This is a genomic window from Streptomyces atratus (assembly GCF_040655115.1).
Lineage (GTDB): Bacteria > Actinomycetota > Actinomycetes > Streptomycetales > Streptomycetaceae > Streptomyces > Streptomyces atratus_D.
The window spans coordinates 1-14,812 of the sequence record NZ_JBFAJH010000068.1 but is presented as its reverse complement, the minus strand read 5'-3'; the positions used below and the strand labels follow the sequence as shown (position 1 = coordinate 14,812).

The 14,812-nt window shown below is 67.5% G+C and carries 10 protein-coding genes and 1 pseudogene; 6 read left to right on the top strand and 5 right to left on the bottom strand.

Translation table 11 applies throughout. The features are described from left to right. Positions 1-625: 625 nt before the first annotated feature. The 3 genes from aspA to AB0I23_RS37280 all read left to right on the top strand — a co-directional run bounded on the left by aspA (position 626) and on the right by AB0I23_RS37280 (position 4,143). Positions 626-2,026 carry an aspartate ammonia-lyase gene (gene aspA, locus AB0I23_RS37290; protein WP_359116817.1) on the top strand — a complete coding sequence of 467 codons (1,401 nt, stop codon included), beginning with the start codon at positions 626-628 and terminating at the stop codon, positions 2,024-2,026. A 153-nt stretch (positions 2,027-2,179) separates the two neighbouring features. Further along, on the top strand, positions 2,180-2,503 hold the full coding sequence (locus AB0I23_RS37285) for a transposase family protein (protein ID WP_359116778.1): 324 nt from the start codon (positions 2,180-2,182) through the stop codon (positions 2,501-2,503). Between the two features lie 548 nt (positions 2,504-3,051). Beyond that, the gene (locus AB0I23_RS37280; protein ID WP_359116775.1) at positions 3,052-4,143 is read left to right on the top strand and encodes a M23 family metallopeptidase; all 1,092 of its coding nucleotides are present in this window, start codon (positions 3,052-3,054) and stop codon (positions 4,141-4,143) included. A 92-nt stretch (positions 4,144-4,235) separates the two neighbouring features. On the opposite strand, the gene AB0I23_RS41870 is transcribed toward AB0I23_RS37280, so the two are convergent. The 4 genes and pseudogenes from AB0I23_RS41870 to AB0I23_RS37255 form a co-directional block, all read right to left on the bottom strand. Then, positions 4,236-4,835, bottom strand: coding sequence for an alpha-lytic protease prodomain-containing protein (locus AB0I23_RS41870; protein WP_436847053.1), 600 nt, complete (start codon positions 4,833-4,835; stop codon positions 4,236-4,238). Between the two features lie 456 nt (positions 4,836-5,291). Next, positions 5,292-6,674 carry an SMI1/KNR4 family protein gene (locus AB0I23_RS37265; RefSeq protein ID WP_359116772.1) on the bottom strand — a complete coding sequence of 461 codons (1,383 nt, stop codon included), beginning with the start codon at positions 6,672-6,674 and terminating at the stop codon, positions 5,292-5,294. A gap of 252 nt (positions 6,675-6,926) precedes the next feature. Continuing rightward, positions 6,927-7,478: pseudogene (locus AB0I23_RS37260) on the bottom strand (transposase); the annotation flags it as partial. Beyond that, positions 7,455-8,705, bottom strand: a complete 1,251-nt coding sequence (locus tag AB0I23_RS37255; RefSeq protein ID WP_436847054.1) for an IS200/IS605 family accessory protein TnpB-related protein — start codon at positions 8,703-8,705, stop codon at positions 7,455-7,457. The gene AB0I23_RS37255 and the pseudogene AB0I23_RS37260, both read right to left, overlap by 24 nt. A gap of 449 nt (positions 8,706-9,154) precedes the next feature. On the opposite strand from AB0I23_RS37255, the gene AB0I23_RS37250 reads away from it, so the two are divergent. The 3 genes from AB0I23_RS37250 (at position 9,155) to AB0I23_RS37240 (ending at position 12,897) form a co-directional block, all read left to right on the top strand. After that, complete coding sequence (locus AB0I23_RS37250; protein ID WP_359116769.1) at positions 9,155-10,063, top strand: hypothetical protein; 909 nt, start codon at positions 9,155-9,157, stop codon at positions 10,061-10,063. Between the two features lie 741 nt (positions 10,064-10,804). Beyond that, positions 10,805-12,511 (top strand): aa3-type cytochrome oxidase subunit I, encoded by a 1,707-nt coding sequence (ctaD, locus tag AB0I23_RS37245; RefSeq protein ID WP_359116767.1) that lies wholly within the window; start codon positions 10,805-10,807, stop codon positions 12,509-12,511. Then, positions 12,508-12,897: a cytochrome c oxidase subunit 4 gene (locus AB0I23_RS37240; RefSeq protein ID WP_359116765.1), complete on the top strand. Its 390-nt coding sequence runs from the start codon at positions 12,508-12,510 to the stop codon at positions 12,895-12,897. Before ctaD ends, AB0I23_RS37240 begins: the two co-directional genes overlap by 4 nt. A 9-nt stretch (positions 12,898-12,906) precedes the next feature. Here AB0I23_RS37240 and qcrB read toward each other — a convergent pair whose 3' ends face one another. After that, the gene (gene qcrB, locus AB0I23_RS37235; RefSeq protein WP_359116762.1) at positions 12,907-14,544 is read right to left on the bottom strand and encodes a cytochrome bc1 complex cytochrome b subunit; all 1,638 of its coding nucleotides are present in this window, start codon (positions 14,542-14,544) and stop codon (positions 12,907-12,909) included. Positions 14,545-14,812 lie beyond the last annotated feature (268 nt).

The window sequence follows — 14,812 nt, the reverse complement described above, 5'->3', positions numbered from 1 at the left end:
AAGTACACCAGAACAGTACGGCGCTTGTGAAGCAGAGCTTCACAGTGGACCTGGAGATTTGCCGATGGACTTCACGGGGGCAGTGCTCCAGAGTGGTCTTCATGAAGGCATTGGCAAAGACCGCTGTCGGCCCTGGACCTTGAACTGACTGACGTCCCTGCGCCCGAAGGGGCGCCGGACAGGTTCTGATCAAGGCGTGGTGAGGCGGTCACAGGGCATCCAGCCCAGTGCGGGGCGCGCACGCCAAGGGCTGTCCGGCGTGGTGCGGTCCGTTACGGAACCGGCGGAAGCGGTAACTGCCGGGGGAATCACGGCCGTCGCGCAGCGTGGGCGTCCAGTGCCTCTCGTGTGCGCAAACTCCGCTCAGCTGCGATGACGTCGGTCGAAGCGGCCCTTGAGTATTCCCAGCCGAGGAGGACGGGGCAAGAGGCCGATGACCGCTGACCACCGACGTAGCGGTGGCCGCGGTGGACCGGTGCGTCGCCCTGGGAATCCTCACCGGATTCGCCCGCCCTCCGGTCATCGGTAGCGCCGGCGTCAGGAGCCCCGGGCCACCGGCGTGCTCGCGTCATGCGCTCCTCCACCCGAACTCTCACCACCTCCTCATGAAGGAATCTCCGTGTCCATGACTGCCGGCCACCGCCGCGAACACGACCTGCTCGGCGACCGGGACGTGCCCGCCGATGCGTACTGGGGTCTCCACACCCTGCGTGCCGTGGAGAACTTCCCCATCACCGGTACGGCGATATCCGCGTACCCGCACCTGATCAACGCCCTCGCCGCCGTCAAGGAGGCCGCGGCCCGCGCCAACGAGGACCTCGGCCTGCTCTCCCCGGAGAAGGCCGACGCGATCGCCGCTGCCTGCCGGGAGGTCCGGGACGGGCGACTGCACGACCAGTTCGTCGTCGACGTGATCCAGGGCGGCGCCGGGACCTCGACGAACATGAACGCCAACGAGGTGATCGCCAACCGGACCCTGGAGATCCTGGGCCACGCCAAGGGCGACTACCACCGTCTGCACCCGAACGAGGACGTCAACCTCAGCCAGTCCACCAATGACGTCTACCCGACCGCCGTCAAGGTCGCCACGATCATCGCCGTACGCGAACTGCTCGACGCGATGGACGTCCTGCGCAGGGCCTTCGCAGAGAAGGCGGAAGAGTTCCGCGACGTCCTCAAGATGGGGCGCACCCAGCTCCAGGACGCGGTGCCCATGACGCTGGGGCAGGAGTTCTCCGCGTACGCGGTGATGCTGGAGGAGGACCGGAGCCGGCTCGCCGAGGCCGCGCTGCTCGTGCACGAGATCAACCTCGGCGCGACCGCGATCGGCACCGGCCTCAACGCCCCCGCGGGCTACACCGAAGCTGCCCGCCGCCACCTCGCCGCCATCACCGGCCTTCCGCTGGTAACCGCCGCCAACCTTGTCGAGGCCACCCAGGACTGCGGAGCCTTCGTCCACCTCTCCGGCGTGCTCAAGCGTATCGCCGTCAAGCTCTCCAAGAGCTGCAACGACCTGCGCCTGCTCTCCTCCGGCCCGCGTGCCGGCCTCGCGGAGATCAACCTGCCCCCGGTCCAGGCGGGTTCCAGCATCATGCCCGGCAAGGTCAACCCGGTGATCCCCGAGGTCGTCAACCAGGTCGCCTTCGAGGTCATCGGCAACGACGTCACGATCACCATGGCCGCTGAGGCGGGCCAGCTCCAGCTCAACGCCTTCGAACCGGTCATCCTCCACTCCCTCTCCGAGAGCATCACCCACCTGCGGGCCGCATGCCTCACCCTCGCGCAGCGGTGCGTGGCCGGTATCACCGCCAACACCAAGACGCTGCGCGCAACCGTGGAGAACTCCATCGGGCTCGTCACCGCCCTCAACCCGCACATCGGCTACACCGCCGCCACCGGCATCGCCCAGGAAGCCCTCACCACCGGTCGGGGCGTCGCCGAACTCGTCCTGGAAAAGGGCCTGCTCCCCGCCGACCGGCTCGCCGCCCTGCTGCGTCCGGAGGAGGTCGCCGGGACAACTGCCTGATGCCGGTTGCGGGGCCGGGCTCGAAATGATGGCCACGATACGTACCCGCGGTGGAATGTCGGCATGGCAGCGGCGCCCAGAGGAGTGTCATGAATAAGGCTCTGCCAAGATTTTCGTAGCCGTTGATCGACTTTGCGGTTTCGGCCTCGGCAAGTGCCTTGGTGGGGGAGGCTGGTGGCGTGTGATGTCGAGTTGACGGCGCCGCTTCCCCAGCTGGCTTCGGTGTTGGTCGAGGCGGTGGAGGCAGGCGAGGGCCTGGTCAGGATCACGGTGCGGACTGCCGCGAGGGTCTCGGTGGTCTGCCCGGGCTGCGGGCAGGAGTCGGCGTGGGAGCACAGCCGGTACGTGCGGCATGTCGCCGACGAGGCGATCGGCGGGAGACCGGTGGTGATCGACGTGTCGGTGCGCCGCTTGTACTGCGAGAACGCAGGGACCGGCCGGCCTGTTCCTGGGCCATGCGAACGATACGGTCATTGACCTTGGCGTCAGAGTTGACGGTCCAGCCCAGACGCCGCAGCGCCATCCAGGCGTTCGACGGCAACTTCCTGCCGCCCGCGTCCTCACCGGAGGCGAGTACGTCCACATCGAGGTTGTTCCAGTGCTCGGCCGCGAGCACCTGCGTAAACGCCGGCCCGCAGCCCCGCCGCCGCCCCGGCGCCCGCCGCCGCGTCGGCGGGCGGCATGGTCTGGCAGCTTCCGGCCACGCCATTTTTTTGACTGGACATTGACAACAGTTCGGTCGGCTCGCGAGGCTGCGCCCCTGACCGTGTCGTCGTCCGAACAAAGGCCCCCACATGACATCGCGTTCATCCCTGTTGCTCGCGTCCGCCCTGGCCAGCGCCGGCCCAGAGCGCGACACACCCCAGGCCGACTGACTTAAACGACCGGCCGGCCATGTTCCGGAAAGAGAAGTACCCGCCCGGAGTGCTTCAGCCTCAACGTCTCGTACGGCGTGGCGGTGTTCTACCACGCTCTCGCCAACCTGCCCGCCCGGCAGGCCCTCTTGTGCAGAAGGGATACCGCCCATGCTTTCCAAACTGTCCGTGAGAACCACCATCGCCGCCCTCGCCGTCACCGGGCTGCTCGCCACCGCGCCCTCGGCGACGGCGACCTCCCGGCACGCGGCCGCGACCCCGGTGGCCGCTGCCCAGTCGCCGTCCGCCGGTGTCACCGTGAAGGTGCCGGCCGCGGTTGCCGACCGCCTCGGCACCGGCCGCAAAGCACTGATAGACGCCATCTCCACGGACGTCCTGTCCCGGTCTCACGACGCCAAGGGCCTCACCCCGAAGGCCGCCGTCAGCAAGCTCGCCGACGAGGGCCGCAAGGTGGTCGTCGACGTCCGCACCGTCTCGCGCGACTGGGCCCGTGGCGTCGCGTACGTCGAAGCGCCGCGCACGCACCACGGTCAGCCGGAAGGCTGGCTCTACATCGCCCACCGCAAGGACGGGCGCTGGGTCTCAGGCCTCGAAGGCGACCGCGAATTCGCCGACTACGCGGCCGAGTCCCCACTGGTCGGCAAAGCGGAGCGGCAGACCATGACGGCATACGCGCAGCACAAGGCGACGCCGCAGAAGCAGGCGTCGTCGATAGGGACCCTGGCCAACACCAACGGGCTGCTGCTGCCCTGGATGCCCGACTACTACATGACCCTGACCGGTGGCCCGCACTCCAACGACGGCGCGACCGGCTACTGGAGCAGCCTCGACTTCGCCGGTGGCAATGCCAGCGGCCGGGTCCGTTCGTCCGGTGAAGGTACGGCGACCTCGATGTGCGGCGCCGGCGGCGGCTGGACCAGGGTGATCCACCCCGGCGGCTTCTCGACGGACTACTACCACATGTGGAACGCGACCTACTACAACGGGACGTGGGTCCCCAGCAGCGCCCTGCTCGGAACCACCGGCACCGACACCTGCGCCGGCGGTTCCGCGACCGGAGCCCACGTTCACTGGAGCCTGCGCACGTACGACGCCAACTACGTCGGCCAGTACACCTGGCTGCACGGCCGCACCATCGGCGGCTGGAGCTGGTGGAACGGCTCCAGCCAGTACACCGGCTGCGCCACCCGCTCCGGCATCACCGCCTGCCCCGGCACGGCGATCTACAACCGCACCAGCTGACACCGCCCTGCGACTCCGCACTCGGCCCCACCGCCGGGTGCGGAGTCATGCGGTCAGGGCCTCACAGTCGCAGGCCGAGCGGCGGTGGATCATCAGCCGTCCGTGGGTTCGCTCGACGGCCTATCGCTTCGAGATCGGGGTGAAGCCCCTCGCCCCGGGCTTGCGTTGGGTGATCTCCAGATCGATGTCCAGAATCGCGGCGCGGTCGACGAGGCGTCGGCGGTGGCCGCCGTCGTCCGGGCTTCGCGGCCTTCGTGCTCACGATGAGCCAATCCCCGAACACATTCCGTCCCGCCCGTCAGAAGAACGCTCCCGAGACACTCGCTGCGCCCGCCGGGCGCGGCTCCGCGAGCCGCCCGAGCGGACCGGCGGGTCCGCGCGTAGATCTCAACAGGCACCTGGTTCGCGCTCGGGTCAACGCCCCACGCAGTGTTGGGAATACCCGCCAACTGATCCAATTCGGCGTCGACGGAGTTTTGCTCGGCTGCACTGTGAGCGACGGTCTCCGGCGTCCCGCCCGCACTTTCAACCGATGTCGCGGTGGCCTGGTCTGTGACCGCGACTACGAGGCGTCCGTCCTTGTAGTAGTCGCCAGCGGCGTGGTCGTCCCCCAGGCTGGCGGCCGATGCCGCCGTCTTGGCCGGCTCGGTGATCGGCTCCGGAGCCGCAAGGGCGGCGGGCGAGACGAGCACCGAGAACAGGCCCCCATCGCCACACCACAAGCGCGCGATGTATTCGAGGTCTTGACACGCGCTCCTCCCCTACCGGACAAACGGCACGTTGTTGATCAAACGTGCCTGGAGCAGGATGCCGCACTTGATGGTGGCCGGGTGAACGGGAGCAGCCTAGGGACCGTCAACTCCTTTAAGAGGTCGCGCAGATAGGCGGTCGCTAAAAGGTGTCCCATAAATGTTCGACGGTAACTGGTAGTTGCTGGCAGAGGTAAGCAAACCCGTCCGCGGCCGCGTGATGCGGTAACCGTCGTAGAAGCAACGAGCGGATGATCGCTGCGCGCGGCCGGATCTCGAAGATCTGCCAGGGCTACGCCCGGCTGGCGCGCGGGAAGCGAAAGAACGGGGGGCTGCCGCGCATGAACCACTGGCCCGTGCATGGCTGACCCCGTCCCCCGCCGCCCCGGTCAGCATGGGCTACGACACGGGGCCGAGGCTGCCCTTCAGGGTGGTGCGGATGATCAAGGGGCGGTCCCAGCGGGCAAGGATCTCGTTGGCGAGGTCCACGACCGGCAGGGGGTCGACGTCGTTGCGCACCTCGATGCCGGCGGCCAGCAGGCTGCGCGGGACCATGTCGGCGTCCAGGAGCACACGCCAGTCCTGCGGGCAGAGCGCCAGGAACTCCAGGCCGGTGAGCCGGGAGATCTCCAACGGGTCGGCGAGCGTGCCCGGGTAGGCCTGAAGGGTCCGCAGGCGCGGCAGGTCCACGACGGGCTCCAAGCTGAGCGGTTCGCCCTCCCACACGCCGATGCTCAGGACCTCAAGTGCGGGGTGCGTGGCGGCCTCGACGCTCTTCAGGCTGCGGATGTTGACCCGGGCCGCGGCAGGCGGTTCCTCGGTCCGCGGGGCGCTGCGACGCTGTGCGGGCAGGCGGAGCATCAGTTCGGTGAGGGAGTCGGCGACCAGGCCCGCGCCGACGTTCTCCTCGTGGCTGAGCACGATGATCTGCCCCGTGTGCCCGGCTGACCCCGGCGTCAGGTCGACCGCGAGCCGGTCGCCGTCGCTGTTGCCGAAGACGATCCAGCCCGGCGATCCGACCAGCCCCTGCACCGCGGCGCCGGGCGGCGTACCGACCGTCTCCATCGCCGCGAACCGCCATGGGGAGTGCCGGGAGGGCGCGTCGGCGATGTACAGCTCGTCCAGGGGGAACAGTTCGCAGGTCACCGTCTCCATGAGGTGCCACATCGCCTCGTCGTCGGCCAGGTCGTCCCACCAAGCTCGCGTCACCCGGTAGAGCGCCTTGAGCTCGTCGGGCAGCGGTATCCCGAGGCGCGCCTCCGCCGTGGCGATCTCCTCCTCGGTCGCGCCGATGGCGTCGGGGAGGCGTTCGCGCAGGAAGCTCTCCAGTGCTGCCGGATCCGCCGCCGGCGAGGGCTTCGCGTCGGGCACCGGATCGGGCAGCCGGCGCCAGGGCTCGGGTACAGCACCATCGACCAGTACGAGCGCGCCCGGGAGCGGCCCGCTGACCTCGGCCTCCACGGCGGGCCCGAAGTCGAGCAAGTGCAGCACGGCCGGGCCGTCCGGGGACATCCGGGCCACGAAGGAGGCGCCGTCGGCGTCGGCCTCCGCCAGCGCGCCCCGCACCCGCTGCACGGCGTCGAACTCGGGCCGTCTGTCCGCCGCGCCAGACACCTGCCCGTGCATGGTGAACATCGTCCCCCATGGCATCGGCACGCTGTACGCGTGGGTGCCGATCCGTCCGGCGACGTGACCGCCCAGAGCGCCCGGCGTCGCGGTGTGAGCGGATCGCAGGATGTGCAGCAGAGGCTCCCAGGTCGTGAACTCATGCAGCGTGGACAACAGGGCCTCCGATCGGCGCGGTCAACGTGGCGAGGTGATTATCACGGGAGGCACTGACAGGCCCCTTCCCCCAGCGTCACTCGGCCTCGCCGACCGTTTGCCTTGAACGGCGAGGAACCTGCGGAAGCCGCCGACCATGGCCCGCCGGACCCAATCCGGATCCCCGGCGTTCTGCCACTGCACCACTGCTGGAGTCGTCTGGGGCAGCGGTCGAAGTGCTGGCGGTGCGCGACGTTTAGACGTGCGTGGCGGTCATGGTCGGCGGTTCGGGCGTTTGTCCCAGCGGTGAGTCGTCCACGTCCGCCGGATCAGACTGCGCACGGTGATGATCGTGTCGGCGAGGTCGAAGAATGCGTCGACGACGGTGGCGCGCCGCTCGTAACAGCGGGCGAGCCGGTAGAAGGCGTTCTGCCAGGCGTGGGTGCGCTCCACGTGCCACCTCTGACTGGCCTGGATGGGTGCCTTCTCGCCTTTGTGCGCGATGCGGCCGTGGAGGCCGCGTTCATCGAGCAGCGCGCGGGTCTTGTCCGAGTCGTAGCCGGCGTCCAGGTGCACGGTGACGTCGTCGGGCAACGGCCCCCGGTCGTCAAGGCGGTCCAGAGTCGGGGCGAGCAGCGGGGAGTCGTGACGGTTGGCTCCGGCCAGGACACGACCCAGTGGAATGCCGTACCCGTCCGTCATGCCCGAGCGTTTCAGGCCCTGTTTGCCGCGGTCGACCGGGGAACGCCCGGCCACCTCGCCGCCTCCGGGAGCCTTGGTGATGGAGCCGTCCACTGCGATCTAGTCGAGGACGAGGCCGACGATCGCGAGACCCTGCGCGGCGGCCATCGACACCAGCCGGGCCTTGAACTTGCCGGTCGGGATACCGGAGATGAGCTGCCGGAACCGCTTCTTGCGGCCGTGCTTCTCCCGGGTCTTCTCGGGCGTGAAGTCGAGGTCTTCGATGCCGATCGCGGCGATCCCGGCACGCACCGCCCAGTTGATCAGGCGGGTCAGCGCGTGGCGGATCTGTGCGTCGCGGTGATCAGCAGTTCCGGACAGGTCATAGGGGAAGCGGTGCGGGTCACCGACCGGGTTGCCGTGCCGGTCGAGGTGGTAGGCGGCGAAGTGGTCGGCGTTGGTGTCGACGCCGATCATGCCCCGGGCGCGGGCGGTCTCCAACGGGATGGTCTTCACGACGGGGCGTTGCCAGGATGCGGTGAGATACCAGCGGCCTCGCTCCGTATCGAGGTGGATGCGGTAGGCCACGGCCCGGTTCGCTTCGATGCGGTCGGCCCACTCCGCGCCCCGGTGCGCGAACGCCACGGCGGAGGTGAGGGTGTACCGGCCGTGCCTGGCGTTGGCCAGGTGCGCGAGCGGGGCGGGCAGTTTGATGGACACTTCGCCGTCCGGGGTGACGCGGATCGTCTCGTTCCCGAACCGCTTCCCCGACTCACCGTCAGCGGCCAGAAACCAGCGCTCCGCCTCCCACCGTTCCCGCCACTGCTCCTCGGTGAGCTGGGCCCGGGTGAGGTGGTGGCGGGTGTTCAGGAGCCGTTTGCCGCCCCGTACCACCCGGACACGTCCGGCCTGCCAGTCGGAGACAGCAGCAGCGTGCCGCGCCTCCAGTGCCGCGAGGCGACGGGACTTGCGGAACCACTCGTTCTTCGACCGGTAGCCGCCCTCCGCGCGCTTCGTTCCGCGTTCCCCGAGCGGGAGGGACAGGCGGTGCCGCAGCGTCTTGATCCCGGCTGCCAGCTTCTGGATGTGCGTCGTCTGGCCACGGCGCGCGAGCGCCCACTGATCGTGGGTGGCTTTGGTGATCGCCCCGGCGATCCGCGACGACGACACCCCGGTCAGGTCCCGCTTGCGCGCCGCCCAGGTGTCCGCGCTGTGCTCCAGACCATCCGCACAGCGGGCCTTGAGATCACGGGAGGCCAGCGCACCCTGATGCTCACCGACCGCACGCAGCACCTTCTCGTCCTGGGACGTGAGGTGCCCCAGACGGTCCCGGATCGCCACCCCGCAAGGCCCGGGCACCACGAGGGACACGGCCAACTCCCGTAAACCACGCACCACATCACCCCCCATCCTCATGGCTGGACACCTGCAACCCAGCCCAACGAGCAGCAGTCGCCAAGGTCACCCATTCGGCCCCAGAACTTCCGTTCCCACCCCTCGCGACCCACCGGCAGGACTCACTCCCGCTCACCACAACTCACTTCGACTCAGCAAACCAACAGCAGCTCGCAACCCCACCACGGGTCTACAACCCGAAAGGTGGACGACCTCCAAGCACTGCGGCGAGTTCGTCTTCGGTAGCGGCAGGCCATTGCACGCCGGCGGCGGAGTCCGGGGACCTCCTCCAGCGTCCGCACGTCCTGCTCGGCCGGATGGAACGGCAGCGCACACCGTCGTCGACGGCTCGCCGCACCACCGATGGCAAGCGGCCTCTTTCGCCGCCATATCTTCCGTCGGGCACCGGTATAGGCTTCCTGACCATGCGCATAACAGCACGCGGATCCGCCGTCGGCGCCGTCGCTCTCGCCGCTGCCCTTCTGGCTGCGGTCACCGGTTGTTCGTCCGACTCCGACGAGAGTGACAGCGGTTCCAAGTTGCTCGGAGGGCTCGGAACCCTGGCCGACGACAACGGCGCGAAGCAGGTGACCTTTCTCGACGCTGCCAGGGTACGGAAGCTGAGCAAGGGCGACTCGAAGCGGTTCAGCTCCGTCGCGCAGCCGGGCAGCTCCCTGCTGAACTCGTACCAGCCCGGGCCATGGGGGCAGAACCTGAAGGTGACCCAGATCGACACCGCGGTCGACACCGACGAGGCAGGCCACTGGGAGGGCTCGTTCGATGCCACGGCGATCACCAAATCGCTGAAGTCCAACGGCTACACGCAGAGCGAAGGGGATGGCGAGGAAGTCTGGGCGCGTCCTGGGGGCACGGGGGTGTCGTTCCAGGTCTCGGAGGACGAGATCTCCTACTCCTCCAGGGACTCCGACCCCATGTCGGCCGTCACCTCGAAGAAGAGTTCCTCCCTGGCCGGCAACAAGGAGTACCGGCGCGCGGCCGAGTGCCTGGGAGACGTCTACCGCGCGGACTTCAACCCGCTCAGCTCCCCCAATCCGGTGCGCCTGGCCGCTGTCGGCCAGCAGGTGGCCTCCGCCGCGAAGAACATCGAGGTGCTGTGTTTCGTGGTCAAGGACGACGCGACGGCCCAGCGACTGGAGGCGAAACTGCGGTCGGTCGTCCGCGCCGAATCACCGAAGTTCGACGGCACGAAGGTGACCGTGGAGAAGAGCGGCCAGCCCTTGGTGCGAGCGGTCGTCCCGGACACCGCCACTCAGCGACCGGGCCGGCTGATCATCTCCGACGTGGAACTGTGGATGACCGTAAGCGACCTCTGAGCGCGTCAGACCCGGACATGAAGATGGCGACCCTCCGCCAACAGCAGTAGCGGCTCTCGCCGGCCGACAGCAAGATCGGTTCACCCGAAGGGTGACCTGGACCCGCGCCCTTGGCCGGCTGGTGGGCCTTCAGGTGCGCCCGTGCGGCCTGGGCCGAAGTGCTCTCACGGACCGTGTCGTCGAGCGGGCGCCAGCCCCTGCCGAAATGCGCTTCGAAGAGGGAACTGAGCGCGGTGAGCAGTCCGGGGTGGTCGGAAGGCAGGTCCGTCGGGGCTACCACCCCGCTGTTCACACCCGGCGGGTAACCCTGCGGGCGGCGGCAGGCACCAGCGGACGCGACCACGAGAGCGTCCCCCTCTGTCGGCGCCGCAGCGGTCCGTCCGCGCTTGCTGCGACGGTCCTGTGCAGCGATTGCGGTACGGGCCAGTCGCCCGTCTCTTCTCCTTGCCGGCGTATTCGCGGACCGGCTGTGGGGCCGGAAGGGCTGGTCCGCGGCCAGAGCACAAGTCGCGCATTCCCGCCCGAACAGATCTGCCGTCAACCGGTCGGCCCTGTCGCTCGCACCGGAACTGACAGCTGCCCTGACTCATGCCCCGCGGGCATCCTGGACGCGGCGGGACCCTGGGACACCCGTTCGGAGCATCGGTGAACCGGTGAAATTCGAGGTGTCACCGCCAGTCGTACGGGCCGTCCATGGTGGCAGGCTCCACCATCGAGTCAACCTGGCGGGACGGAGAACCGATGGCGCAGGACCTGCGGGAAGCCGCGTCGGCCGAGCCGGCCAACAGGCGCATCAATGCCGGTGTGAGGCTCATGGGCTGGCTGACGACCACGGACCACAAGGTCATCGGCAACCTCTACATGGTCACCGCGTTCGGGTTCTTCCTGCTGGCCGGAGTGATGGCCATGCTCATGCGAGCGGAGCTGGCCCGGCCAGGACTTCAGATCGTCAGCACAGAACAGTACAACCAGCTGTTCACCATTCACGGCACCGTCATGATGCTGCTGTTCGCCACGCCGATGTTCGGCGGCTTCGCGAACGCCATCATGCCGCTGCAGATCGGTGCGCCCGACGTCGCCTTCCCTCGCCTCAACGCGCTCACCTACTGGCTCTTCCTCTTCGGCGGAATCATCGTGGTGTCCGGATTCGTGGTGCCCGGCGGCGCGGCACACTTCGGCTGGTTCGCCTACGCCCCGCTGAACAGTGCCGTCTTTTCGCCCGGCGTCGGCGGAGACCTCTGGACCATGGGCCTGGTGCTGTCGGGGATCAGTACGACCCTGGCATCGGTCAATTTCATCACTACGATCGTCTGTCTGCGCGCCCCGGGTATGACCATGTTCCGGATGCCGATCTTCACCTGGAATATTCTGTTCACCTCGATCCTCGCGCTGCTCGCTTTTCCGGTGCTCGCGGCCACCCTGCTCGCCCTCGAAGCCGACCGGAAGTTCGGGGCGCATGTTTACGACTCCGCCAACGGCGGTGCGTTGCTGTGGCAGCACCTGTTCTGGTTCTTCGGCCATCCCGAGGTCTACATTGTCGCGTTGCCCTTCTTCGGAGTGGTGAGCGAGATCATTCCCACGTTCAGTCGGAAGCCGATGTTCGGGTATTTCGGAATGGTGATGGCCACGGTCAGCATCACCATGCTCTCGGCGGTTGTCTGGGCCCACCACATGTTCGCAACGGGAGCCGTTCTCCTGCCCTTTTTCTCCGCCATGTCGTTCATCATCGCCGTGCCCACCGGCGTCAAGTTTTTCAACTGGATCGGCACCATGTGGCACGGCAGTATCTCGTTCGAGACACCCATGCTCTGGGCGATCGGCTTCCTTGTGACATTTCTCCTCGGCGGCCTCAGCGGAGTGCTGATCGCTTCACCCCCGCTGGACTTCCATCTCACCGATTCATACTTCATCGTCGCCCACCTCCATTACGTGCTCTTCGGAACAGTGGTCTTCGCGATGTTCGGCGGCTTCTACTTCTGGTGGCCCAAGTTGACCGGACGCATGCTGGATGAACGCCTCGGACGTATCCATTTCTGGGTCTTGTTCGTCGGATTTCAGCTGACCTTCCTGGTCCAGCACTGGCTGGGGGAGGCCGGAATGCCCCGACGTTACGCCGACTATCTCTCGGCGGACGGCTTCACCTTGCTCAATACGATCTCGTCCGTCGGCTCCTTTCTGCTGGGCCTGTCGACCCTGCCGTTCCTGTACAACGTGTGGCGCACCCGCCGTTACGCACCGAGGGTCGAGGTGGACGACCCGTGGGGGTTCGGCCGTTCCCTGGAGTGGGCGACCTCCTGTCCACCCCCGAGGCACAATTTCCGGGCTTTGCCCCGCGTACGTTCCGACTCGCCGGCCTTCGACCTGCACCACCCCCTGAAGGAGAAGCCGGACCTCGACCGAGGCGGGTCCCACTCCATTTCGGGCGCTGAGGAGGAGTCGGGCGAATGAAGACCGAGGCCATTCTCTTCGCCGGAGTCGCGGGGTTCTTTCTTGTGACCGATGTTCTCTACGCCGTGTGGTCCCATGATCCGACAGGCACGGCAGCTCTCACCGTCTCGTTCCTCATGGCGTTGCTGGTCACGTTCTTCTTCGCCACCAACTACCGGAGGAAGGGACTGCGCCCCGAGGACCGCGGGGACGGGCACGTCCATGAGCGGTCCGGTCCGGTGGGCTTCTTTTCTCCGCACAGCATCTGGCCGTCGCTGACAGCCGCGGGGATGGCCCTGCTCGCCCTCGGTGTGGTGTTCGGTCTGTGGCTTTTCCTGATCGGGCTGGGCGTGGTCCTGGCCGGGGTGTTCGGAATGGTCTTCCAGTACGTGCGTGCGCAGGCCTGAGGGCGGTTCTCAGTCCTCGGGCTCGCGGACCGGCTCCGGTGGCGCCGTCCGCTCGGCGATCCGGGACCGTTGCTCGTCCGTGGCGGGCAGGTCGACGAGGTCCCCGTAGTACCAGCCGCTCAGTACGGTCCGAAGCCGTCGCCGACGCGAGATCGGGCCCTCCGCGGGAAGCTCCAGGGGCGTCGGGACATCACGCATCAGGATGCGGTGGCGGGCTGTCGGGCTCAGGCCGCGGTGGCTCTCCGAGAGGTCTCCGTTCACCGACTGGATCACCTGGCCGGTCTCCTCGCCCTCGGTCAGCCGTCGGCGGTCCCGCATCTGAAGGGCGAGACAGAGGCGCTTGGTCAGCGCGAACGCCAGAACCGGGGCGGCGATCAGCGCGATTCTGAGGATCCAGACCATGGCCTCGATCGAAACTCTGAACGAGAAGGCGACGACGTCGTTGCCGCCGGCGACCAGGAGAACGGCGTAGAAGACGATGGCCGCCACGCCGAGCCCCGTACGGGTCGGCCGGTTGCGAGGCCGGTCGCACAGGTGGTGTTCCGTGCGGTCGCCCGTCACCCACTTCTCGAAAAAGGGATAGAGGAACAGCACGGTGAAGACCAAGCCTGGCAGCACGATCGTCGGAATGAACACATTCCACATGATGGTGTGGCCCGCGATGTCGGTCTCCCATGGCGGCATCAGGCGGAGCGCGCCCTCCAGGAATCCGACGTACCAGTCCGGCTGCGCGTTACCGGATACCTGGTTGGCGCGGTAGGGGCCGTAGTTCCATACGGGGTTGATCTGGGCGAGCGCACCCAGAAAGGTCAGTACGCCGAACACCATGAAGAAGAAACCTGTGGTCTTCGCGGTGAAGTGAGGGAACGCCGGTGAGCCGACGGCGTTCTTGTTGGTCTTCCCCTGACCCGCCCAGTGGGTGTGTTTGAGATGGACCACCAGGATGAGATGAGCGGTGATCAGCGCCACGATCAGACCGGGCACGAGCAGGATATGTACGGGGTACAGACGGGGGATCACGGAATCGCCCGGGAACTGTCCTCCGAAGACGAACAGCTCCAGGTACGTTCCGACGACAGGGATCGACCCCACAATGGTGGCCGCCGTCCTCAGGCCCGTGCCGGACAGCAGGTCGTCGGGCAGCGAGTAACCCGCGAATCCTTCGAGGAGCGCGAGTACGAAAAGTGTCACGCCGACGATCCAGTTGGCCTCCCGCGGTTTACGGAAGGCACCGGTGAAGAAGATCCGCAGCATGTGGACGGCGATCGCGGCGACGAAGACCAGGGCCGCCCAGTGGTGGATCTGACGCATCAGCAGGCCTCCGCGCACGGCGAAGCTGATGTCGATGGTGGTGGTGTAGGCCTGCGTCATCCTCTCGCCCCGAAGGGGCACATAGGAACCGGTGTAGACGCTCTCCGTCATGCTCGGGTTGAAGAACAGGGTGAGGTACACGCCGGTGAGGAGCAGGACCACAAAGGAGTAAAGGGCGATCTCGCCGAGGAGAAAAGACCAGTGGTCGGGAAAGGCCTTGCGCAGCAGCGGCCTGGCCAGCTCACTGACGGGCAGGCGCCCATCCACTGCGCCGTATCCACTGACCGCCGGCCCGGCCTGGGCCTTCAGCTGCGCCTTACGTCTCCGCAGGGGCATGCGCCACTCTCCCGTCGATCTTCCTGCCGGCCTGCGCCCCTTATCGTTCCGGTTCGCCCTTTATGGGTAACGCATTACTCGAAGGGGCTACGCAGAATCGCGGTATCGGCACCTGATCGGCCGACTTGGCCTTGACGTGTCAGGTGGGGTTGCGAGCTGCTGTCGGTCTACTGAGCCCGGATCCACCGGCTTGATGCCTGTGGATAGCTTCTCCGAAAACGAGGAAGTGCCCTGTGACCTGCGATGATGGGAGTTCTTCACGCTTCCA